Origin of the sequence: Haloarcula amylovorans, from assembly GCF_004681185.1 — an archaeon.
In the GTDB taxonomy this organism is placed as follows: Archaea; Halobacteriota; Halobacteria; order Halobacteriales; family Haloarculaceae; genus Haloarcula; species Haloarcula amylovorans.
In genome coordinates, this window is the sequence record NZ_SRIF01000009.1 from 82,722 (window position 1) to 104,271 (window position 21,550).

The 21,550-nt window shown below is 64.7% G+C and carries 19 protein-coding genes; 10 read left to right on the forward strand and 9 right to left on the reverse strand.

The window, feature by feature from the left end:
- Positions 1-113: 113 nt before the first annotated feature.
- The 4 genes from E4S61_RS21175 to E4S61_RS25700 are packed head-to-tail and all read right to left on the reverse strand — an operon-like array spanning position 114 to position 2,774.
- A complete protein-coding gene (locus tag E4S61_RS21175; RefSeq protein WP_135305919.1) occupies positions 114-1,280 on the reverse strand; it encodes a UxaA family hydrolase in 1,167 nt (388 codons plus the stop codon).
- A gap of 5 nt (positions 1,281-1,285) precedes the next feature.
- Positions 1,286-1,609, reverse strand: a complete 324-nt coding sequence (locus E4S61_RS21180) for a UxaA family hydrolase (RefSeq protein WP_135305920.1) — start codon at positions 1,607-1,609, stop codon at positions 1,286-1,288.
- Between the two features lie 50 nt (positions 1,610-1,659).
- Positions 1,660-2,637, reverse strand: a complete 978-nt coding sequence (locus E4S61_RS21185; protein ID WP_135305921.1) for a YeiH family protein — start codon at positions 2,635-2,637, stop codon at positions 1,660-1,662.
- On the reverse strand, positions 2,637-2,774 hold the full coding sequence (locus E4S61_RS25700) for a hypothetical protein (RefSeq protein ID WP_167768607.1): 138 nt from the start codon (positions 2,772-2,774) through the stop codon (positions 2,637-2,639). Before E4S61_RS25700 ends, E4S61_RS21185 begins: the two co-directional genes overlap by 1 nt.
- 109 nt (positions 2,775-2,883) lie before the next feature.
- Here E4S61_RS25700 and E4S61_RS21190 point away from each other — a divergent pair, with 109 nt between their 5' ends.
- Both E4S61_RS21190 and E4S61_RS21195 read left to right on the forward strand, forming a co-directional pair.
- The gene (locus E4S61_RS21190) at positions 2,884-3,879 is read left to right on the forward strand and encodes a carbohydrate ABC transporter permease (RefSeq protein ID WP_167768608.1); all 996 of its coding nucleotides are present in this window, start codon (positions 2,884-2,886) and stop codon (positions 3,877-3,879) included.
- 1 nt (position 3,880) lies between these two features.
- Positions 3,881-4,747 carry a carbohydrate ABC transporter permease gene (locus E4S61_RS21195; RefSeq protein ID WP_135305923.1) on the forward strand — a complete coding sequence of 289 codons (867 nt, stop codon included), beginning with the start codon at positions 3,881-3,883 and terminating at the stop codon, positions 4,745-4,747.
- A 163-nt stretch (positions 4,748-4,910) separates the two neighbouring features.
- Here the strand turns inward: E4S61_RS21195 and E4S61_RS21200 are convergent, their stop codons facing one another.
- Genes E4S61_RS21200 through E4S61_RS21210 form a run of 3 tightly spaced genes read right to left on the reverse strand, consistent with a single transcriptional unit; the run spans position 4,911 to position 9,422 of the window.
- Positions 4,911-5,876 carry a C-terminal binding protein gene (locus E4S61_RS21200; RefSeq protein WP_135305924.1) on the reverse strand — a complete coding sequence of 322 codons (966 nt, stop codon included), beginning with the start codon at positions 5,874-5,876 and terminating at the stop codon, positions 4,911-4,913.
- 24 nt (positions 5,877-5,900) lie between these two features.
- Complete coding sequence (locus E4S61_RS21205) at positions 5,901-7,166, reverse strand: mandelate racemase/muconate lactonizing enzyme family protein (RefSeq protein ID WP_135305925.1); 1,266 nt, start codon at positions 7,164-7,166, stop codon at positions 5,901-5,903.
- A gap of 42 nt (positions 7,167-7,208) precedes the next feature.
- The gene (locus E4S61_RS21210; RefSeq protein ID WP_167768609.1) at positions 7,209-9,422 is read right to left on the reverse strand and encodes a glycoside hydrolase family 3 N-terminal domain-containing protein; all 2,214 of its coding nucleotides are present in this window, start codon (positions 9,420-9,422) and stop codon (positions 7,209-7,211) included.
- Positions 9,423-9,504: 82 nt separating this feature from the next.
- Here E4S61_RS21210 and yicI point away from each other — a divergent pair, with 82 nt between their 5' ends.
- The 4 genes from yicI (at position 9,505) to E4S61_RS21230 (ending at position 14,911) form a co-directional block, all read left to right on the forward strand.
- Positions 9,505-11,847: an alpha-xylosidase gene (yicI, locus tag E4S61_RS21215; RefSeq protein WP_135305927.1), complete on the forward strand. Its 2,343-nt coding sequence runs from the start codon at positions 9,505-9,507 to the stop codon at positions 11,845-11,847.
- Between the two features lie 89 nt (positions 11,848-11,936).
- Complete coding sequence (locus E4S61_RS21220) at positions 11,937-13,064, forward strand: ABC transporter ATP-binding protein (RefSeq protein WP_135305928.1); 1,128 nt, start codon at positions 11,937-11,939, stop codon at positions 13,062-13,064.
- A 54-nt stretch (positions 13,065-13,118) separates the two neighbouring features.
- Positions 13,119-13,898 carry an IclR family transcriptional regulator gene (locus tag E4S61_RS21225; protein WP_135305929.1) on the forward strand — a complete coding sequence of 260 codons (780 nt, stop codon included), beginning with the start codon at positions 13,119-13,121 and terminating at the stop codon, positions 13,896-13,898.
- Between the two features lie 683 nt (positions 13,899-14,581).
- Complete coding sequence (locus E4S61_RS21230) at positions 14,582-14,911, forward strand: hypothetical protein (protein WP_135305930.1); 330 nt, start codon at positions 14,582-14,584, stop codon at positions 14,909-14,911.
- 35 nt (positions 14,912-14,946) lie between these two features.
- Here E4S61_RS21230 and E4S61_RS21235 read toward each other — a convergent pair whose 3' ends face one another.
- Complete coding sequence (locus E4S61_RS21235; protein WP_135305931.1) at positions 14,947-15,384, reverse strand: hypothetical protein; 438 nt, start codon at positions 15,382-15,384, stop codon at positions 14,947-14,949.
- Positions 15,381-16,226 (reverse strand): ParA family protein, encoded by an 846-nt coding sequence (locus E4S61_RS21240; RefSeq protein ID WP_135305932.1) that lies wholly within the window; start codon positions 16,224-16,226, stop codon positions 15,381-15,383. Before E4S61_RS21240 ends, E4S61_RS21235 begins: the two co-directional genes overlap by 4 nt.
- 167 nt (positions 16,227-16,393) lie before the next feature.
- Here E4S61_RS21240 and E4S61_RS21245 point away from each other — a divergent pair, with 167 nt between their 5' ends.
- Genes E4S61_RS21245 through E4S61_RS21260 form a run of 4 tightly spaced genes read left to right on the forward strand, consistent with a single transcriptional unit; the run spans position 16,394 to position 21,383 of the window.
- Positions 16,394-17,506, forward strand: coding sequence for a thiamine ABC transporter substrate-binding protein (locus E4S61_RS21245; RefSeq protein ID WP_135305933.1), 1,113 nt, complete (start codon positions 16,394-16,396; stop codon positions 17,504-17,506).
- A 2-nt stretch (positions 17,507-17,508) separates the two neighbouring features.
- Positions 17,509-19,293: an ABC transporter permease gene (locus E4S61_RS21250; protein WP_135305934.1), complete on the forward strand. Its 1,785-nt coding sequence runs from the start codon at positions 17,509-17,511 to the stop codon at positions 19,291-19,293.
- Positions 19,290-20,342 carry an ABC transporter ATP-binding protein gene (locus E4S61_RS21255; RefSeq protein WP_135305935.1) on the forward strand — a complete coding sequence of 351 codons (1,053 nt, stop codon included), beginning with the start codon at positions 19,290-19,292 and terminating at the stop codon, positions 20,340-20,342. The genes E4S61_RS21250 and E4S61_RS21255 overlap by 4 nt, the downstream gene beginning before the upstream one ends.
- Positions 20,343-20,381: 39 nt before the next feature.
- Complete coding sequence (locus tag E4S61_RS21260; protein ID WP_135305936.1) at positions 20,382-21,383, forward strand: AIR synthase-related protein; 1,002 nt, start codon at positions 20,382-20,384, stop codon at positions 21,381-21,383.
- Positions 21,384-21,550: the final 167 nt, after the last annotated feature.

Genomic DNA, 21,550 nt, shown 5'->3' on the forward strand with positions numbered 1-21,550 from the left:
GGCGCTCACCAGCACTTCTGCGGTTTGCGCGGCGTCGGCGTCGCTGATACCGTGTGCGCGGAATGCCTCGGCGGCGATGGAGACTGCCCGCTGGCGGTCGACCTCCTGGACCATTATGTCGAGGGGCCGATGCGGTGGATGGCGAACTGACTCTCGCCCAGTGCCTCGCTCAGCGTGACTTTTCCATTGACGACCTCCTCGATCTCGTCCCAGAGTTGGTCGGTCGCCCAGTCGAAGGACTCGTCACCGACGAGGGCTTCACTCACATCGACGTCGGTCTCCTCGGGGACGCGCTCGGCGCTACCGGGGTTCCCAGTTACTTTGATGGTGGGCATCACCGCGTTCGAGAGCGTATGGCCCTGACCGGTGGAGATGACCATGAAGTGCGCGCCGCCCGCACCGATGCCAGTCACCGATTCTGCGCCGTGACCGGGCGTGTCCATGATGTACATCCCCGAATCGCTCGGAATCTTCGCACCGTAGTCGATGATGTCCTGAATCGGGCCGTCGCCGGACTTGACCAAGGCTCCGAGCGATTTCTCCTCGATGGTGGTGAGTCCGCCGTCCATGTTGTCCGGCGTTGGCTGTGCGCCACGCACGTCGTAGCCGGTCGCCTGCAGGCGCTCGTCCCAGTGTTCGACTCGTTCGAGGATTTCCTGCTTGACTTCGTCGTTGACCGCGCGCTCGGAGAGTTCGTTCTCGCCGCCGAAGAACTCCGGCGTCTCGGCGAAGCAACCACGGCCGCCGTAGTCGTCGATGAGCCGCCAGACCGCACCTGCGGTGGCTTTGTGTTGACAGAGCCCGCTCGTGGTGTCCGAAGTCGCGCAGTTGATGCCGAAGGTAAGCTTCGACATGTCGGCCGGGACGCGGCGCTGAGCGCTTGCGTCCTGTGCCATCTCCTGAGCGGCGTTGACAGTGGCCTTCAACGCGTTCATCACACCCTTCTCCTCGTGGATGTTGATGGAAGCGCTGGGTCGTCCGGTTTCGGCGATGTCCTCTGCGAGTTCGTCACCGTCGACGATTTCGCCGGCGTGGGCAACGACGACTGTGCCGTACGTGTTGGGGTGAGTCGCGTATCCGAGGAGGGTGCGGTAGGTCTGGAAGACGTCGGGTTTGGTCTGACACCGTCCGAGCGGATGCGTGATCGGAATCGCGTCTTCGACGATGTCCGCCGCCCGTTTCACCGTGTCGTTGGCGTAGGGGGCGGTCGAGACGATGACCGTATGATTGCGAATGCCGACGCTACCGTCGTCGCGTTCGTATCCGAGGAATTCACTCATTGGTGTTACTCACTGATGACTTTGGCCTGGTTGTCGTCGGCGAGGTCGCCGCGACCGTAGTTCGACTCGACGTTGTGGACGTGAACCCACGTCCCCGCGGGGATGTCTTCGGTGGCGTTGCCGATGCTTTTCCCGTACTTCGTGATCGTCTCGCCGGACGCGATGTCCTCGATGGCGATCTTGTGACCGAAGATAACGTCTTCGGTGATTTCGACGGTGCGTTCCTCGTCGCCGACGCCGACCGTGACGGCCTCACCGGCTTCGAGTTCGCGAAGCGCCGTTGCGACGTTGTCCGTTGGTTCGACTACCTGTAGATACCTATCGGGCATACACTCCGATGAGGTGCACGCCACCATATAATGTTTTCTCATGGCACACCCTACAGCAGGAGCGTCACCGCGACCAGTGCGAGCAGACTCACCGTCAGGAAGTGCGCGAGCACGACGGCGATGGGTCGGAGACCAGTCGCGCGGAGCCGTCGCGGGTTCAACTCGAAGCCGAGGCCGACGAACGCGAGCGTGAACAACCAGTCGCTGACGGTCGCGACGACTGCTTGTGTCCCGCTACCGACGAAGCCGACGTTGACGATGGCGGCGACGACGAGGAACCCGACGAGGAACTTGGGGAAGCGGTACCATATCTCGGTGGCATCGGCTTGCTCGCCGCCGCCCGCGTAGCGGAGCGCGTACGCGACGGCGAGAAAACCGATGAACGTATTCCGGACCAGTTTCGTCACGGTCGCCCACTGTCCCGCAGTCTCGGAGACGGCGAAGCCGACGGCAGCCGTGGGACCAGTCGAGAACAGGCTCAGCCCCGCCCAGATACCGAAGGCACGGTCTGGCAGGCCGAGCATCGACCCGAGAATCGGAAAGACGACGAGCGTGACGGCGTCGAACAGCAGCACCGTCCCCGCGGCGTAGCTGATGTCGGCCTCGTCGCTGTCGATGCTCCCCGCGACGGCCAACACCGCCGAGACGCCACAAACGCTCGCGCCCGCCGCCAACAGCGAACGGGTTCGACGCTCGATGCCCACCCGGCGGCCGACGACTTCGGTGAACACCACGCCGACGACGACGACGCCCGCCGCGAGTCCGACGACGAGCGGCCCCGTACTCGCCAGTTGGCCGAGGGTGAGTTGCGCACCTAGCAGGACGATCCCGGTCTCTAAGAGGAGCTTGTGCCGGTCGAGTCCGGGTTCGGCCCACTCGGGCGCACCGACGGTCGCCGCGACGGCCGCCCCGCTCCCGATAGCCACGACGAGCGGGCTCAGCGGGGTCGCACCGCCAATCACGCGAGCGACGATAGCGATCGCTCCCAACACCGCGAGTCCCGGTAGCAGTCGGACGCCCGACCGCATCAGGGGACCAGCGTGGTAGCGGTGACGATGGCGACGCCGAGCGCGGTTGCCTTCCAACCGCGATCCGCTGCGGCGACCCGTCGACGACAGCGAGCGACGAGGCTCTGGGCATTGCTGCTCGAACCGATGACGTCCATGTACGAAAACGGGTGTGGGGCACCTACATAAAAGTACGGCGTCCGCGCCGACCATCGAGCGCGGGTCCCACAGGTTTAATAATCGATGCCGAGAGTGCCATGTATACGAATGGCAGACACAGCCGAAAGTGCGTCCGGCGCAGCCGCGCAAGACCCGGCAGCCGGGCGGCAAAACAGATTCGAGCGGTACCGCGACCTCAGATTCACCGAGGAGGAACTGGCGGTCATCTTGCTGACCCCGGTCGTGTCGTTCCTGCTCGCGGTGTCGTTTTACCCCATCTTCGACACCGTGATGGCGAGCCTCCACACCGGGTACGTCCTGGAGATCGAGCCACGCGAGTTCGTCGGTCTAGAGAACTATCGGAGCCTGTACGGGAGCGGTCCGCTGCTGGATCAGTTCCTGAACGGCGACGGTTTCTGGAACGCGCTGCGGGTGTCGCTCATCTACACCGTCGTCAGCGTCCCCGTCGAGCTCGTATTGGGGCTGGGCCTCGCACTCTTGCTCAACCGCGAGTTCAGAGGGAAGTACTTCGCGCAGGCTGCTATCCTGTTCCCGTGGGCCATCCCGACGGTCATCAACGCCCGCATCTGGGCGTGGATGTTTAACGGCCAGTACGGCGTCGTCAACGACCTGTTGGTCCGTGCCGGCATCATCGCCACTCCGTTCCCGTTCCTGGCGAGGCCGGACGCGGCGCTGGGCGCGATGCTGTTCATCACCATCTGGAAGACCAGCTCGTTCATGGCGCTCATCCTGCTGGCCGGTCTCCAGTCGATTCCAGACCACCTCTACGAGGCGGCCCGGATGGACGGGGCTTCCCGGCTCCGGCAGTTTAAGGACGTTACCCTGCCACTGCTGAAACCCACGTTACTCGTCGCGCTCATCTTCCGGACGCTCCCGGCGTTTCAGGCGTTCGGCCTGCCCTACGGCCTGACCGGGGGCGGCCCCGCGAGCGCGACGACGACGCTCGTCCTGTTCGACCACCAGTTGACGTTCAACCGCCTCTCCTTCGGCGAGGGGTCGGCCGCCGCGACGGTGATCACGCTCATCGCGCTCGCGATCGCCATGCTCTACGTTGGCACGCTGTACGAACCGGAGGTGCGCTGAGATGGCCACCAGTGACCGCGACCGCGGCTTCGAACTCGAAACGTTCCAGTGGGTCGGCAAGAAGGTCGGCTTCTACGGGAGCATCTTCATCATCGCGCTGGTCTCCGTGTTCCCCATCCTCTGGATGCTCATCACGTCGCTGAAACAGCCGGGCAACGTCGTCCAGTTCCCGGTGCAGTACGTCCCGCAGGACCCGACGCTTGCGAACTACCGCGCAGCCCTCGAACAGGCCCCGTTCCTGCGGTACCTGTTCAACAGCTTCGTCGTCGCCAGCGGTACGGCCATCCTAGACGTGTTACTCGGATCGCTGGCCGGCTACGCGCTTTCGCGGCTTCGCTTCCGATTCAAGCTCCCCGTCCTGTTGCTCATCCTGGGGACGGCGATGTTACCCTTCATCGCGCGACTCATCCCGCTGTTCTCGCTGGCCCGCTCGTGGGGCCTGCTGAACAGCTATCTCGGCCTCATCATCCCCTACGCCGCCTTCCAGTTGCCGTTCGCAGTCTGGATCTTCCAGGCGTACTTTAAGGAACTCCCCGACTCACTGGAGGAAGCGGGCCTGATGGACGGCCTCTCGCGGGTCGGCGTCCTCTTCCGCATCATCTTGCCCGTCTCCGCGCCCGCGATGGCGACGGCCGCCATCATCGTCTTCATCTACGCGTGGAACGAGTTCCTCTTCGCGCTGACGTTCATGACTGAGGACTCGATGCGGACCATCACGGTCGGTATCGCCCTTTATCAGGGCGAGTTCCAGTACCCGTGGGGGACGATCTCAGCAGCGGTGTTCATGTCCGTGATTCCGCTCATCCTGTTCATGCTGTTCTTCCAGCGGAAGGTCGTCGAGGGACTGACCGCCACCGGTAAGGCCTGAGCTAGCGGTTCTCCGTTCTTCTTCCGTTTCTGTTTCTGGTGCACTGATTTGAGTGAGTCAGTGCTGACAGTTGATAAATCCAGAACCACCAGTTGGCTGTTCAGAGGAGTGCCTCACCGTCGTTCTGGCCGCGAGAAACAGTAAAACAGCGCGCCAGCCGTTCCTAGTCGTTCACGACGTTGTACGGCTCCTCACCCAACAGCACGGAGCGGACGATGTCGGTGACGGTGCGGCGGCGCTGGTCGTTAGCCTCCTCGCTGTACCACGCGACGTGGGGCGTCGTCACAACTTTCGGGTGGTCCCGGAGCGGGTCGTCCTCGGCAGGCGGTTCCTCGGGGAACACGTCGAGACCAGCGCCGGCAATCTCACCGGCTTCGAGGGCCGCATGGAGGGCGTCAGTGTCGACGATGGGACCGCGCGCGACGTTGACGAAGTAGGCGTCCTCGCGCATGCGGGCGAAGGCGTCAGCGTCGAACAGTTCGCGCGTGTCGGGCGTCAGCGGGGAGTGGACAGTGACGAAGTCGGCTCGCTCCAGCACCGCTTCGAACTCGACGAGGTCAGCGGGGTCGGCGGCCACGTCTTCCTCGGAGAGGAAGGGGTCACTGGCGACGACATCGGCACCGAGTGCTGCAGCGCGTTCGCCGACGGCGCGGCCGATCGCGCCGTAGCCGACGACGCCGACCGTTCTGGTCGAGAGGCGGTGGATGGGTGCAGCGACGCTCCGGTCCCAGCCGCCGTCGGCCACGTCGGCGTCGTAGGACGTGAGGCCGCGGGCGAGCGCGAGGTACAGCGTCAGCGCGTGGACCGAGACCTCCTCCAGGCAGTAGTCGGGAACGTTCGTGACCGGAATCCCGCGGTCGCTGGCCGCGTCAACAGCGATGTTGTCGACGCCGATGCCGTACCGGGAGATGACCCGGCAGTCGGTCAAGGCGTCGATGGCGGCTTCGTCCAGCTCGTAGCGGAGGTTGATGACCGCGTCCGCGTCGGCAAGCGTCTCGTGGGCGTCGGCGGCGTCTTCGCCCACATCGCCGGTGAGTTCGACGACGTCGGCGATATCGGCGAGTCCCTCGCGTTCGATGGAGAGGTCGGCGAAGTCGTGGTCGGTGACGACGACGGTGTGTCGTGACATAGCAGAACAGTGGAGGCCCCGGGGTTAAATAATCAGGTCGTAGCCGTCCACGAGGTACTCTTCACAGAGGTCGCGGTCCAGTTCGACGCCCAAGCCCGGGCCTTCAGGAAGGTCGATGTAGCCGTCTTCGAGGATTGGGCCGGAGCCCTCGACCCGGTCGACCATGTCGTTCCACCACGGCACGTCGCGGGAGTGCCACTCCATACAGAGGAAGTTCGGGATGGCCGCCGAGACGTGCGCGCCGGCGACGGTGCCGAGGGGCGAGGAGATGTTGTGCGAGGCGATGGGGACGCCGTAGAGGTCACAGACGGTGGCGATATCGACGTACTCGCCGAGGCCGCCGCACTTGTTCACGTCGGGCGCGGCGATGTCCATCATCCCCTCGCGGGCGGCATCGTTGAACTGGCTCGTCGTCACAAGGTTCTCGCCGGTCAGCACCGGCATGTCCAGCGCCTCGGTGACCCGTTTCTGGGACTCGGTCTTCTCCGGCGGGACCGGGTCTTCCAGCCACGCGAGGTCGAAGCGTTCGAGTTTCTTCCCGAGGCGGATTGCCGTCTCGGTGGTGAAGTTCCAGTGGAGATCCATCCCGAGATCCACGTCGTAGCCGATCTCGTCGCGGACCGCTTCGACGAGACTGACCTTGTGTTCTAACGCCTCGTTGTCCATCCGGCGGTTGGCCTCGTCGTACTCGGCGTGAGTCGGCACGTCGAGGTCAAACTTCAGCGCCTCGAACCCCTCGTCGACGACTTCGCGGGCCGCGCGGGCGTAGGACTCCGGCGTGTACACGTCCTGCGGGTCGTGCTGGCTGGCCTCGCCCAGCGACTCGCCGCCGTGGGTGTCGCAGTAGATCTTGATCTCGTCGCGGTATTTCCCGCCCAGCAGTTCGTAGACGGGCACGTCGAACAGTTTTCCCTTGATGTCGAAACAAGCCGTCTCGATGGCGGTGAAGGCCGCCTGCCCGATGCGGCCGGTGCCAGTGTAGCGCTGTTCGAGCAGCTCGCGGATGCGATTCGTATCGAGCGGGTTCTCGCCCTCTAAGTCCACGTCCATCCGGCCTGCCATGTCCAGCGCCGCTTCGGCGCGGAACGTCTCGCCGAGCCCGTAGACGCCCGCGTCAGTTTCGACTTTGACGATGCCCCACGTGAAGTTACCCGCGATAGCCATCGTCTCGATGCCGGTTATCTCTACGTCTCGTTCGGCCGGTCGGTGAGTCTCCGCCATGCCCATGTCCCGCCACGGCACACCGCCGCCCTGCGGAATACGATAGTCCGGTTGGTCGTCTTGCGTCATCGTCTGCCTTGTCGCGCAAGCCGACGTTAAAGATTGTGGTGGTCACTCGCGCACGGTCGCGTCGGCGAGCGGCCGGCGGTCCGGGCGACCGATATCGGTCACGGTGAGACTGGCAGTTCCCCGAACGTCCGCCGACGAACGGCCGACAGAGAGGTCGAAGCGACCAGGTTCGACAGCGGGTTCCCCGTCGGCGTCGTAACACGCGAGCGCCGCCGCGGGCAGCGAGAACTCGACCGTCACTCGCTCGCTAGCCGCCATATCGAGGCGCTGGAACCCGACAAGTTCGCGTTCGGGCCTGACGACACTCGACAGCGGGTCGCTCGCGTAGAGTTGGACGACTTCGCTACCGGGTCGGTCAGCGACGTTCTCGACCGCGAGCGAGAGCGTCGTCTCGCCGCCGCCAGTGATTTCGTCGGCCTCGACGGCTACGTCGTCGTACTCGAAGTCGGCGTAGCTCTCGCCGTGGCCGAACGGGAACAGCGGCGACCCTTCGGTAAAGACGTACTCGCCGCCCGATACCGCGTCCCGCCGGTAGTGAATCGGTAGTTGGCCGACCGAGCGCGGGAGCGAGACGGGGAGACGGCCCCCGGGGTCGGTCCCGAGTAACACGTCGGCGATGGCGTTTCCGCCGGCCTGTCCGGGGAGCCACGCTTCGACGGTGGCAGCAGCGTGGTCGGCCACCTCGGGGACGGCGAACGGCCGCCCGCCGGCGAGGACGACGACCACCGGCGTCCCGGTGGCCGCGACCCGGCGAACGAGTTCGGGCTGTCGCCCTGGAAGTTCGAGACTCGCGCGGTCCAGCGCTTCCCCGGCGGTACCCGACGAGTCCCGTTCTACGTCGATACCGGACTGGCCTCCGACGACGGCGACGGCCACGTCGGCTTCGCCGGCGGCCACAACCGCGGCGTCGATGTTGTCGTCAGGGCCAGCGCGAATCCCACAGCCTCGCGTGTGCATGACTGAATTAACACGCTCCCGGAGCGCCGACAGCGGCGTCACCACGTCGATGCCGCCGGTTTCGTTCTCTGCGCCCGCGTAGGAGTAGTTCCCCAGCAGGTTCCGTCCGTCGGCGGCGCTGGGACCGACGACGGCGACCGATTGCTCGGGCAACAGGGGCAACGTTCCGTCGTTGTGAAGCAGGACCAGCGACCGGCGGGCGGCGCGCTCGGCCAGCGACCAAATCTCGTCGGTACCGAACACGACAGAAGCGGCGGCAGGGTCCGGGTTTGCGTCCTCGAACAGCCCCGCTCGCTCCTTCTGGCGGAGGTGTCGGCGGACAGCGCGGTCGACCAGCGACTCGTCGACTTCGCCCGCTTCGACGGCCGCCACGAGTCGGTCGCCGAAGCACTCCGTCTCGGGGAGTTCAACGTCGATTCCCGCCGAGAGCGCCGCGATGCCCGCGGCCTGCCGGTCAGGGACGACGCCGTAGTCGTCGGCCAGCATCTCGATGCCGCGTCCATCTGAGACGACGGTCCCGTCGAATCCCCATTCCTCGCGGAGGAGGTCGGTGAGGAGACGCTCGTTCGCGTGGCAGGGGACACCGTCGACGGCGTTGTAGGCGGCCATCACCGACGGCGCACCCGACTCGACGCCCGCGCGGAAGGGGCGAAGATCAGCGTCGCGCATCGCTCGGAGCGAGGCGGTTGGGGCGGCGCGGTTGCGGCCGCCCGCGGGGCGACCGTGCCCGACGAAGTGCTTGAGCGTCGCGTCCACGCCGCCGTCGTCCAGTCCCGAGACGACGGCCTCGGTCATGCGACTCGCCAGCGCGGGGTCCTCGCCGAACGTCTCCTCGATGCGACCCCAACGCGGATCGACACCGAGGTCGGCAACCGGTGAGAGCGTGAGCGTACAGCCGACGGCGCGTAACTGCTCGGCGACACCGCGGGCCAGTTCGCTCGCCAGTTTGGTGTCCCAACTGCTGGCCACGTTGATCGGCTGGGGGACAGTCGCGCCCTCGCGCCCGGCGTAGCCACAGAGCCCCTCCTCACGCACGAACGCGGGGAGTCCGCGAGGAGCTTCCCAGTGGAGGTAGGTCTGGAGGTCGGCCACCGCCCGCGCGAGTTCGGCAGGTCGGAGGCCGCTCTCGCGACCGACGCGCGTGACGCGGCCGACGCCGTGGGGAATCACTTCCCGAGCGCGCTCGCGCGAGAACGCCCCGTCCTCCAGCAAGTCGCCGATTCGCACGGTCCCTAACTGTGCGACCTTCGCCCGCAGGTCTAGCTGCTCGATGAGGTGGTCGATGTCCGACCGAGTCATAGCTCTCGCTTCGCTCAGTAAGGACATAACTCCGGCGGGACGGAGTAGATTTATTAGCGAGAGCGCCCCGGTGGAAGGTAGGATGACGAGCGAACGCATTACCGTCGCCGCCGTCGAGGAGTACGCAGTCGAGGACGACACGGTCCAATTCGACTGTGCGATCGACGCGCCGGAGACGGTCACGCCCCGGACAGTGCCCGTGACGCTGACGTTCTACGACGAGCGGACCTTCCGCTTCGAACTGCAGGCCAACCCCGAAGTCGCCGTCGAGAGCGAGTATCCGAAACTGGACACCGACGCTGTCGCGTCCGAAATCGACCTCGACGCGAGCGAGGACGACGGCACGCTCACCGTCGAGACCGGCGCGCTGGCCGTCGAGGTTGGACTGAGCGAGTGGTCGTTCGCGGTGACCGACGCCGACACCGGCGAGACGGTGTTCGAAGAACAGCGGGCCGACCCCGACGTGTTCGGCCGGCAGCGGGTCGAATCGTTGGGGTTCACACAGGAGGAGATCAACCACAATCCCCGAAAGATCACCGAGACGGGCACGTCGTTCCGCCTCTCCCCCGACGAAAAGATCTACGGCGCGGGCGAGCAGTTCGTGGAGTTCGACCGCCGCGGCCGGGAACTGGACCTCTGGCACGAGGAACCGCTCGGTACCGAAACCGAGCGGGCCTACAAGAACATCCCGTTCCACCTCTCGACGCAGGGCTACGGCCTCCTACTCGATACGACGAACCGCGTCCACTACGACTTCGGCAAACAGTCCACGGCGTCGGGGACGATGTCCACAGCGGACGATTCGTTCGCCTTCCTCTTTTTCTACGGGCCGGACTTTCCCGACATCCTCGAACGCTACACCGCGGTCACGGGCCGCCCCGACCGGCCGCCGAAGTGGAGTTTCGGCACGTGGATGTCCCGGCTGGGCTACGAGTCCCGCGCGGAACTGGAGGAGGTCGCCGAACGCCTGCGCGAGGAGGAACTGCCGAGCGACGTGCTCCATCTGGACCCGTTCTGGATGCGCGACCGCTCCTCCTGTGATATGGAGTGGGACACCGAGCAGTTCCCCGGCCCCGAGGAGATGATAGCGGAGTTGCGCGAGGACGACTTCCGCCTCTCGCTGTGGGAACACCCTCACGTTCCCGTCGGCACTGACGCCTTCGCCGAGGGGGCCGAAAACGGCTACTTCGTCACCGATGGCACCGGGAAACCGTACGTGATGGACCACACCTGTCAGGGCGACTACCGAGGCGCGCTGGTGGACTTCACTGATCCCGACGCCGTCGAGTGGTGGAAGGACAAACATCGCCGACTGCTCGAACAGGGCGTCGCCGTCTTCAAGACGGACTACGGCGAGTACGTCCCCGAGGACGCCGTCTTCGCCAACGGACAGAGCGGGAAGTCGATGCACAACCTCTACCCGTACCTCTACAACGAGGCCGTCTACGAGACAGTCGGCGAGGTCAACGGCGACGATGAGGCAGTCGTCTGGGGTCGCTCGGCGTGGACCGGCAGCCAGCAGTTTCCGATGCACTGGGGTGGGGACCCACAGACCAGCTGGAACGGGATGAGCGCGGCGCTGCGGGGCGGTCTGTCGGCCTCGCTGTCGGGCATCGCCTACTGGAGCCACGACATCGGCGGCTTCCGCGGGACCCCGTCTGACCCGCTGTACGTCCGCTGGGCGCAGTTCGGCCTGCTCTCCTCGAACGCCCGGTGTCACGGCACGACGCCGCGAGAACCGTGGGAGTTCGGCGACGATGCCGTAGACATCTTCCGGGAGTACGCGAACCTTCGCTACCGCCTGCTCCCGTACGTCTACACCTACGCCGAGGTGGCCGCACGCACGGGCCTGCCCGTCGTCCGTCCGCTCGTCCTCGAATATCAGGACGACCCGACCGTCCACCGCATGGACACTCAGTACCTCCTTGGTGAGGACCTGCTGGTCGCCCCGGTGTTCACCGAGAGCGGGACGCGCTCGGTGTATCTCCCCGAGGGAGAGTGGCGCGACTACTGGACCGGCGAGCGGTACGAAGGCGGCCAAACCGTCGAGATGAATGTCGCCCTCGATGAGATGCCCCTGTTCGTCCGGGCCGGAAGCGTCGTCCCCCAGCGCGAACCGACCCAGTCCGTGCAAGCGGGGACGCCCGCGGAACTCGAACTCGATGTGACGCTCGCCGACGGCGAGGCGTCGGGCCGGTTCTACGACGTGGACGCCGACGAACTCCGCGACATCGGCGTGACGGTCGACGACGGTACGGTGACGGTCGAGCTCGGCGCGGTGAGCGCCGATACCGTTCGCGTCACTGTCCGCGACACGGCCCCTGAGACCGTCGTCGTCGACGGCGAGTCGGCGACCGAAGTGGACGCGGACCCGGCGTCGGACGAGTGGACCGAGACCGAGGACGGACTGCTCCTCGTCGTCTGAGGCGCGAACCGCTCGCTCACGGCTCTGCGGGAGAGGTGGATTTATTAACCGACGTGGTAAAGCATGGGACACGGATACATGGTGACACAATGGGACGCCTACAACTGAACGACCTGACCAAGGTGTTCGACGCCGGAGACAACGAGATCGTCGCGGTCAACGACCTGAACCTCACCGTCGAGGACGGGGACTTTCTCGTCCTCGTCGGTCCCTCGGGGTGTGGGAAATCCACGACGCTTCGCTGTATCGCCGGCCTCGAACACGCGTCATCCGGACAGATAACGCTCGACGACCGGGACATCACCTACAAGAAGCCCAAGGAGCGCGATATGGCGATGGTGTTCCAAAACTACGCGCTCTACCCACACATGACGGTGCGCCAGAACATCGGGTACGGACTGAAGATAACGACCGACCTCTCGAAAGACGAAATCAACCAGCGCGTCGAGGAGACCGCCGAACTGCTAGAGATCGGCGAGCTGCTCGAAAAAGAGCCGTCGGACCTCTCGGGCGGACAACAGCAGCGCGTCGCGCTGGGCCGGGCCATCATCCGCGAGCCCGAGGTGTTCCTGATGGACGAGCCGCTGTCGAACCTGGACGCGAAGCTCCGGACGACGATGCGGACGGAGATCCAGCAACTCCAGAGCGACATGGACATCACGACCATCTACGTCACCCACGACCAGACGGAGGCGATGACGATGGGCGACCGCATCGCCGTCCTCAACGACGGCGAGCTCCAGCAGGTCGGCGAGCCACTGGTCTGTTATCACCAACCCAAGAACCGCTTCGTCGCGGGATTCATCGGGTCGCCATCGATGAACTTCCTCTCGGTCCACCGCGAGGGTGAGACGCTCGCTCACGAGGAGTTTACCTACCACATCACCGAGATGACCCGCGACGCCATCGCGGACGCCAGCGACGATCTGACACTCGGTATCCGCCCGGAGCACATCCGACTGACCGAGAGCAGCGAACAGAACGCCATCGAGACGACGATCGAGGTCGTCGAGCCGATGGGCGAGGTCACCTACGCGTACTTCCAGATCGGCGGGGAGACCTACACCGCGAGTATCGAAGGCGAACGGCGGATCCAGGCGGACGAGACGGTCAACGTCGTCTTCCCAGAAGAGAAGATCCACGTTTTCGACGGACAGACCGGCGAAGCCGTCAAGAACAGCAATCTGGGCGAAACCGTCGATACGCCGCAGGTCTGAAAAGACGTTTACCTCTCGCAAACAATTAAGTGACCGCTGTCCATAGTGCGGAGCATGCCCGAACCAACGGCAGCGAACGGCGCCGGACGGCGGATACAGGCGGTCGATACGTCCTGTGAGATCCTCGAAGCGCTTCGAGACCTCGACGGTGCCGGCATCTCGGAGTTGGCCGACGAGCTCGACTGGTCGAAGGCGACGATTCACGGTCATCTGGCGACGCTCGCTGACAACGAGTTTGTCGTCAAGCGCGGCGACATCTACGAGATCAGCCTCCGCTTCGTCGATATCGGCGAGTACGCCAAGAGTCAGGTCGATATCCACGACATCGCCGTCAAGGAGGTAGACCGGCTCGCCGAAGAGACCGGTGAAGTCGCGCAGTTCATGGTCAAAGAACACGGCCGCGGCGTCTACCTCCACAAGGCCAGCGGCGAGAACGCGATTCAGACCGCCTCCTACACCGGGAATCGGAAGGACCTCCACTGTACCGCACTCGGAAAAGCGATCCTCTCGCAGTTGTCCGAGGCGGAAGTGGACGAGGTCATCGAGCGCCACGGCCTCCCCGCACGCACCGACCGAACTGTGACGACCCGCGAGGAACTCTTCGAGAACTTAGCGGAGATCCGCGAACGCGGCGTCGCCTTCGACGACGAGGAGATCCTACAGGGACTGCGCTGTATCGCCGCTCCCATCGAACATCCGAAGGGCGATCTCCACGGGGCGATCAGCATCTCCGGGCCGACCAACCGGTTCAAGGGCGAGCGGTTTCACGAGGAACTGCCCGAAATCGTACAGGGCGCCGCCAACGTCATCGAAGTCAACGCTACGCAGGTCTGACCGTTAACGAGAGCCAAACGAATCATCCTCCCGCGTATCCTCAACTCACCCCTCGTGCTCCCTCTCTCCGACGCTTCGGCCGGAATTCGTTCTCACGGACCGACAGTCTCGCCAGCGGGATCTTTTACGAGAGGTGAAAATACAGCCACAGCCACCCAGAGTCCCGAATTCACCGCTTTTCCGACCACCGAGACTGCATCGGCCGTGTTTTTCGGTGGTTTTCGGCCGATCATCCGTCCATACGGCCGTGAGCGACGGAAAACCACTGAATTCGAACAGTATCTCGGCAGCTCGATTTACATCTCGCAAACGCATAGTATCGCACTGGCCCCTCAGGAAGCTGCGACGGTCAGTTCACGCGAGCCGGATCGATCGTCGGGGAATAACAAGGGTACGGAAGTTATTCGAATGAGGCCAGCGGTGATCGCGTACGCAGTGGAGCGGCGAGACAGTTCGACAGCCGGCGACCGGCGGCCGGCGACCGGATTGTGTCGACGGTGTTCGGCTGAGCGCGGCATCGAGTCACGGAGCCGCCGTCACCGACAGTCGGTGAGCCATATCGGAAAACCGATGTGAGGATTCATCCATGAAATCGCGCAAGTGAAATCTATCATTGCCCGCGAACGAGCGTATATCGGAGATATATAGAAACTATTAAGCCAATGTGTATCCATTTTACCGATATGGCACACGACGAAGGCGAAAACGCGGACGGCGTCTCGGTATCGATGGAAGTCACGGGTCCCTACGACGACGTGATTTCGAAGCTAAAATCCAGTACTACGGAGCGAGACGCTATCGGTCCGCTGATGGGCGACGTCCAACTGCTCTTAGAGACCGTCGAGCGGATGGGCGGCGGAACGCGAAGCGCCATCGCGGACCAACTTCCGCCGGAGATGACCGCCGATTTCGACGCCGAGGCGGTCGTCGAGACGTGTCAGGTACTCGAACGATACGACCTCGTCGTCCTCGAAGGGAACACCTGGAAACCGGGTCCGCGTCTCGGCGAATAGCGCGGTAACGGTGGCTCGGACGGCCGCTCTCGTGGTTAGTCCCAGTCGTATCCCCACTCGCGGAGTTCGTCGGCGACGAGGTCGGGGTTGTTCATGGCGACGACCAGCGCCGCTTCCAGTGCGTCGGTCTTGTAGACGTCTTCACCGAGGTCGTCTTCGAGTTCGCGGAGGAAGTCGCTCTCGCGCTCTTCGACGTGCGGACGAACGAATATCGGTCGCTGTGTTCGCCCCTCCTTCACGGAGGAGCGCCGGAACTTATAGGGTATCGACGGCGGCGCGGACTCGGTGGTTGCGTCGTCCGCGTCGGCATCGGCTCCGGCGGTCGCGTCGTTCCGGTCGTCATCGTCCACCGGTGCGCCGGTCTGTCGGCCGGTCGTTTCGGCTGCCGCCTCCGTCGCGTCGTCGGCCACCCCCGCTGGCTCGTCTCGCTCCTCGATCTCCGCGAACGGGTCGTCACCGGAGCCGGCTTTCATGCCGTCACCTCCTGTTCGCGCGTCTCTCGAAGCCGACGAGCGAGCGTCTCGAACCGTTCGAGCGTCTCCAGTTCGTAGTCCCGTTCCCGGCTACGGTGTTCCTCGATGTAGGCGAACGCCGAACACTGCTGTCGCCAGCAACCCTCTAAGAGCGACGTCCGTTCGCGGAAGACGACCGGCACGTCGTAGTTCATCGCTTCGAGCCTGTCGAGCATCTCCTCCTGGTCGTTGGTCCCCTTATATCGGTTGGGCACCGCAGCAAGGACGCCGACGTTGATGTCCAGCGTCTCTTCGAGCCCGTCCACGAGGTCGGTGAGCCCGGTGACCGACTGTTGGCCCTTCCCGCTCGGTTCGAACGGGATGACGAGATTCCGCGTGGCGTGGATCGCGTTGTACAGCTTCACGTCGGCCGTCGCCGGCGGGTCGACGATGACAGTGTCGTACTGGGCGGGTACGTCGGCCGCTTTCAGCACGCGGAGCAACTGGACGTTCGGGTTCCAGTTCTCCCCGAAGTCGGCGGCCTCTTCCTCGCGGCGGCGCAGGTGCTTCGAGAGGACTTCGAGCGAGTTGTGCGCCGGGACGACGTCGACGCCCTCAGAGGTCTCGATAAGGTCTTCGAACGGACCTCGCGGTCGCTCGACGAGGTGTCGGACGAGACTGTCCGCGTCGGAGTCGGTGCGTCTGTCGCCCACATCGAGGAGATACGAGAGGCTCCCCTCTTGTGGGTCCATATCGATCGCAAGGACGTCCCGACCCGCGCGAGCGTCCGCGACGGCGAGGTTCACCGCTAGGGTAGTCTTCCCGACCCCGCCCGCCTCGCTGTACACCGTGTATGTCAACATATCCGGTCAGTTGCCGCATACGGACATAAAAGTTAGTCAGACGGTATAGTTAATCAGTATAGCTATCCTATGGAATGCGTGTCAGTCCCCAGTCAGATTGTCAACTGTTTAGGGAGTAACTATCGAGAACGAGTCGTTCAAGTATTACTCGGTGTAACCACCGGCAGATGAAACGACGAACGTTCCTCTCACGCGCCGGCGTCGGCGTCACGGGACTGACGGCACTGACGGGCTGTATGGGCGACTCATCGGATCCAGACGGCGGAACAGAGACGGCTAGTTCGGGCGGCAAGACGGGGACCGCCAGTTCGAGCGGCGGGACGCTCACGATCGCCACGTACTCCTCGTTTACCGGCGAGGACACGGCCGGGAACTGGCTCAAATCGGCGTTCGAGTCCGAGCGGTCTGGCGTCACCGTCGAGTTCCAGACGCCGGACAGCGGCATCAACCAGTACATCCAGCGGAAATCCCAGAGCGCGCCAATCGACGCGGACCTCTTCGTCGGATTGAACACCGGCGAACTCGTGCGGGTCGATCAGCAGTTAGACGACCAGCTGTTCGCGGCGACGAGCGAGCAGCTCGAGGGTGCCGACTCAGTGAAGTCGTCGCTTCAGTTCGACCCGAACGGCCGGGTGATTCCCTACGATACGGGCTACATCAGCCTCGTGTACGACGAGGGAGCGGTCGACGAACCGCAGACGTTCGATTCGCTGTTGAAACCGGCCTACGAGGACGGTCTCATCGTCCAGAATGCCCAGCAATCCGACCCCGGGCGCGCGTTCTTGCTCTGGAGCATCAAGCAGAAGGGACCCGACGGCTATCTCGACTACTGGCAACAGTTGGCCGATAACGGCGTCCAGATTCTCTCTGACTGGGAGCCCGCCTACCAGGCCTACATGAACGAGGAAGCACCAATGGTCGTCTCCTACTCCACCGACCAGGTGTACTACCACGGCGACGACGTCGACATGTCCCGACACCAGGTCGGCTTCCTCAACGACCAGGGGTACGCGAACCCGGAAGGGATGGCGCAGTTCGCCGACGCCAAGAATCCCGAACTGGCCCGCGAGTTCATGTCGTTCGTCCTCAGCGAGGAAGCCCAGGCCGAGATCGCGGTGCGAAACGTCCAGTTCCCGGCCGTCGAGGGCGTCGAACCGGGCGGCACGTTCGGGAAGTACGCACTCGAACCGCCCGAACCCGTGACATTCAGCTACGAGGAGCTCTCGGGCAACGTCGGCGGGTGGATAGAGGAGTGGGCGCGCCAGATCGCGAGTAACTGACGATGCAGCTCCGAGACGACCGAGTGCTGTCGGTCGGCGTTGCAGCGACGCTGCTGACGCTCGTCGCGGTGTTTTACTACCCCGTCGGCAGCGTCCTCGCCAGCGCCGTCTCGGCTGGCGGTCGTCTCACACTCGCTCCGCTCGTCTCGGTGCTCGCCGACCCCTTTTACACGGGCGCGTTCCACTCGCTCGTGACCGCGCCAACGACGGTCCCACGCGGTCTCGTACAGTGGTTCGCGGCTGGAATGCCGTCGGTCCGGTTGGGCCTGTTCGGCTTCACCGCCTATCAGGCGCTCTTATCGACGCTTGCGAGCGTCGCCGTCGGGTTGCCCGGGGCGTACCTGCTCGCTCGCTTCGAGTTCCCCGGACGGCGATTCGTCCGTTCGGTGACGATCCTCCCGTTCGTCCTCCCTTCGATTATGGTCGCGGTCGGCTTTCTGGCGATGTTCGGCCGGAGCGGCCTGCTCAACGACCTGCTCGGCGTCGTCGGACTCGGTCCGGTCGAGTTGACGTTCACGCTCGAACTCATCGTTCTCGCCCACGCATTCTACAATGCCCCGCTCGTCACGCGGCTGGTGACGGCAGCCTGGGAGTCAGTGGACGCTAACCGCGTCGAGATGGCGCGGACGCTCGGGGCCTCACCCCTCCGGGCGTTCCGCGACGTGACGCTTCCACAGATTCTGCCGGCGCTGTTGACCGCGTCGGTGCTCACGTTCGTCTTCACCTTCATGTCGTTCCCGCTCGTGCTCGCGCTCGGTGGTCTCCAACTCGCGACGGTCGAGGTCTGGCTGTACGCCCGCGTCCAGGACCTCGCGTTGACCGAGGCGGCGACGCTGGGTGCGATCGAGACCGCGCTCTCGCTCGGGCTCGTGTACGTCTATCTGCGCTTCGAGGCCATGCAGATCCGTCCCCGAGGCGAGAACCGCGGACTGACTCGGACGCCCCTCGTCTCCGGGTGGCGGTCGCTCCTCGACCCCAGACGGTTGGGACTGCTGGCGTACGGTGCTATCGTGCTGGTCCTCTTCGTCGGCCCCCTGGCGAGTCTCGTCGTCGAGAGCGTGACGACGCCGTCGGGCCGACTGACGCTCGACTACTACGCGTTCTTGCTGTCCCAGCAGTCCTCGACGGCAACCGGGACGACGCGCCCGTTACCGGCCATCGTCAACTCGCTACTGTTCGGCGGCGGCGCGTTGCTGCTGGCGTTGCCGATGGGCGTCGTCGTCTCCGTCGTCGCCACGCGCGACAGTCGCGGGTCACGGCTCGCCGAGGCGCTGTTGACGGCCCCACTGGCGGTCAGCGGCATCGTCCTCGGATTGGGAATGCTCCGAACGCTCGTCTTCGGCACGACCCTCTTCGGCCATCGTATCACGGTCACGGGACCGATCGCGATCGTCGCTGCACACGCCGTCGCGGGGTATCCGTTCGTCTCGCGGAACGTCACCCCGGCGCTCTCGGGCGTCGACGACCGCCTCGGCGAGGCCGCGCGAGCGCTCGGGGCCGACCGGACCGCCGTCCTCACCGATATCGAGTTGCCGCTGGTCGCGCCGGCACTCGTCGCCGGTGCCGCCTTCGCCTTCGCCATCAGTATCGGCGAGTTCGACTCGACGGTCCTGCTGGCGGAGGGGATCGACAGCGCGACGATGCCGGTCGCGCTCGAACGCTACATCGGCAACCGGTCGCTGGGACCGAACCTCGGTCCGGCGACGGCGATGGGGACGGTGCTGTTGGCGGTGACGACCGTCAGCTTCGTAATAATCGACCGCGTCGGCGGACGGTGGGAACGATGAAAACCGCTGGCGTCGAAGTGGACGACCTCGCGGTCGCATACGACGGCGTGACCGCGCTCGAAGGCGTCTCGCTGTCGATAGAGGAAGGCGAGTTCTTCACGCTGGTCGGCCCCTCGGGCTGTGGAAAGACGACGATGCTGCGCTCGATTGCCGGACTGGAGACGCCGTCGGCCGGGCGCATCGCCATCGACGGCCGCGACGTGACCGACGACCCGACGGAAGACCGCAACGTCGGCATGGTCTTTCAGAACTACGCGCTCTTTCCCCACATGAGCGTGCGCGAGAACGTCGCCTACGGCCTGCAGTTTCACGATGTCGACGACGGACGCGACGAGGACGAGCGCGTCTCGAAACTGCTCGACCTGGTCGATCTGGCGTCGTTCGGGGACCGCGAACCGACGCAGCTCTCGGGCGGTCAACAACAGCGGGTCGCGCTCGCCAGAGCGCTCGCTCCGGAACCGGACGTACTCCTCCTCGACGAACCGCTCTCGGCGCTCGACGCCCAGTTACGCGAAGAACTCCGAGTGCAGATTAAGAACCTGCAGCAAGCACTGGACATCACGACGGTGTACGTCACGCACGACCAGGCCGAAGCGCTGGCGATCAGCGACCGGATCGCGGTCGTACAGGACGGCACCGTCGAACAAGTGGCGACGCCGGAGTCGGTGTACCGCGACCCGGCGTCCCGGTTCGTGGCCGAGTTCGTCGGCGACAACAACGTGTTCGCCGGCAAGGTTACGGAGGGCGGATCACAACTGGCTGTCGACGGCGCGACCCTGCCGCTGCCGAACTGGGCCGATGCACGAGACGGGGAATCCGTTGCCCTCTCGGTCCGTCCGGAGTCGATTTCTCTCGAAGGCATAGATACTGTGACTACCGACGAGACAACGCTCGACGCGACAGTGCGGACGGCCGAATTCCTCGGCGACGCCTACCGAGTCCACTGCCTGTGGAACGACCAGACCATCGCCGTCAAGACTGCTGCGACCGAGCCGCCGGCGGGCGACGTGACGCTTCGGTTCGACAGCGACGACGTGCACGTCCTCTGATATCGGGGACATTTTAGCCGCGCCCACTGGAAAAACACTATGAGTAATCTGGGGAAGATCGACCGCGACATCTTCGAGGAGATCATCTACCCCGAGCTGGGCGCTCGACGGGACGACGTGGCCATCGGGCCGCGACACGGCGTCGATTTCGGCGTTCTCAATCTGGGCGGGCAGGCGGTCGTAATCGCGACCGACCCCATCTCGCTGCTACCTGCCCTCGGTCTCGAACGGGCGGGCAGACTCGCGCTGGAGATCGTGCTGACCGACGTCGCCGTTTCGGGCATCGCGCCGACACATCTGGCGATAAATCTGACCCTCCCCCCGTCGTGGAGTGACGAGAAGTTAGCGATGGCGTGGACCGGACTCGCCGCACACGCCGAGCGCCTCGGCGTGAGCATCGTCTCCGGCCACACGGCGCGCTATCCCGGCATCGATAGTTCGTGGGTCGGCGGGGCCACCGTCCTCGGGGTCGGCGACCACGACGCGGTCGTCCGGCCGGACGGGGCGAGCGTCGGTGACGAAATAGTCGTGACGACAGGTCCCGCCGCGGAGAGTACGGGCCTGCTCGCGACGCTATTTCCCGAGCAGTTGGGACTCCCACCCGAGACCGTCGCGACGGCACAAGAACGCGTCGAGGATATCGCGGCCGTCGCGGACGCTCGCGCGGCCTTCGAGGCAGGCGGCGTCACCGCGATGCACGACGCGACGGAGGGCGGCGTCGCCGGTGGATTCGTCGAGATGGCCCGCGGAGCAAACGTACGCTTCGACATCGATACCGAAACGGTCCCAATCGCAGACGGCGTCGAGGCGGTATGTGAGGCGGTCGAAGTGGACCCGTGGACGGTGACGAGCGCGGGCACACTCTTGCTCACCGTCGAATCAGGCCGCGGGGCCCCCATCGCCGAGGCAGTTAGAGACTGCGGGACGCCGGCTGCCGTGGTCGGAGAAGTCACGTCGGGCGAGGGCGTCTTCGCTGACGGCAACCGTCTCACTGCTCCCGATAGTGACCCCTCGTGGGAGGTCTTCGCCCGTTTCTCGTGATACAGGGAAGGATGGGCACCAATACAATACGGATTCTTAATTACAAATAGCCTATTTTGCTCTTATAGACATGTGCTTAAGCCATAGTTGGCCATATATAGCCTCAATTAGTCATTATACGGATTTCTCGGCGAGATTAAGAAAGCGAATTTCTCGTTTTAGTTCGG

Bases quoted from the DNA above. Each gene is read 5' to 3' on its own strand.
- E4S61_RS21245 (WP_135305933.1), top strand. From the start codon at position 16,394: ATGAAACGACGAACGTTCCTCTCACGCGCCGGCGTCGGCGTCACGGGA.
- E4S61_RS21225 (WP_135305929.1), top strand. From the start codon at position 13,119: ATGCCCGAACCAACGGCAGCGAACGGCGCCGGACGGCGGATACAGGCG.
- E4S61_RS21180 (WP_135305920.1), bottom strand. From the start codon at position 1,609: ATGCCCGATAGGTATCTACAGGTAGTCGAACCAACGGACAACGTCGCA.
- E4S61_RS21200 (WP_135305924.1), bottom strand. From the start codon at position 5,876: ATGTCACGACACACCGTCGTCGTCACCGACCACGACTTCGCCGACCTC.
- E4S61_RS21255 (WP_135305935.1), top strand. From the start codon at position 19,290: ATGAAAACCGCTGGCGTCGAAGTGGACGACCTCGCGGTCGCATACGAC.
- E4S61_RS21235 (WP_135305931.1), bottom strand. From the start codon at position 15,384: ATGAAAGCCGGCTCCGGTGACGACCCGTTCGCGGAGATCGAGGAGCGA.
- yicI (WP_135305927.1), top strand. From the start codon at position 9,505: ATGACGAGCGAACGCATTACCGTCGCCGCCGTCGAGGAGTACGCAGTC.
- E4S61_RS21190 (WP_167768608.1), top strand. From the start codon at position 2,884: ATGGCAGACACAGCCGAAAGTGCGTCCGGCGCAGCCGCGCAAGACCCG.
- E4S61_RS21260 (WP_135305936.1), top strand. From the start codon at position 20,382: ATGAGTAATCTGGGGAAGATCGACCGCGACATCTTCGAGGAGATCATC.
- E4S61_RS21195 (WP_135305923.1), top strand. From the start codon at position 3,881: ATGGCCACCAGTGACCGCGACCGCGGCTTCGAACTCGAAACGTTCCAG.
- E4S61_RS21185 (WP_135305921.1), bottom strand. From the start codon at position 2,637: ATGCGGTCGGGCGTCCGACTGCTACCGGGACTCGCGGTGTTGGGAGCG.
- E4S61_RS21210 (WP_167768609.1), bottom strand. From the start codon at position 9,422: ATGACTCGGTCGGACATCGACCACCTCATCGAGCAGCTAGACCTGCGG.
- E4S61_RS21240 (WP_135305932.1), bottom strand. From the start codon at position 16,226: ATGTTGACATACACGGTGTACAGCGAGGCGGGCGGGGTCGGGAAGACT.
- E4S61_RS21220 (WP_135305928.1), top strand. From the start codon at position 11,937: ATGGGACGCCTACAACTGAACGACCTGACCAAGGTGTTCGACGCCGGA.
- E4S61_RS21230 (WP_135305930.1), top strand. From the start codon at position 14,582: ATGGCACACGACGAAGGCGAAAACGCGGACGGCGTCTCGGTATCGATG.
- E4S61_RS21250 (WP_135305934.1), top strand. From the start codon at position 17,509: ATGCAGCTCCGAGACGACCGAGTGCTGTCGGTCGGCGTTGCAGCGACG.
- E4S61_RS21205 (WP_135305925.1), bottom strand. From the start codon at position 7,166: ATGACGCAAGACGACCAACCGGACTATCGTATTCCGCAGGGCGGCGGT.
- E4S61_RS25700 (WP_167768607.1), bottom strand. From the start codon at position 2,774: ATGGACGTCATCGGTTCGAGCAGCAATGCCCAGAGCCTCGTCGCTCGC.
- E4S61_RS21175 (WP_135305919.1), bottom strand. From the start codon at position 1,280: ATGAGTGAATTCCTCGGATACGAACGCGACGACGGTAGCGTCGGCATT.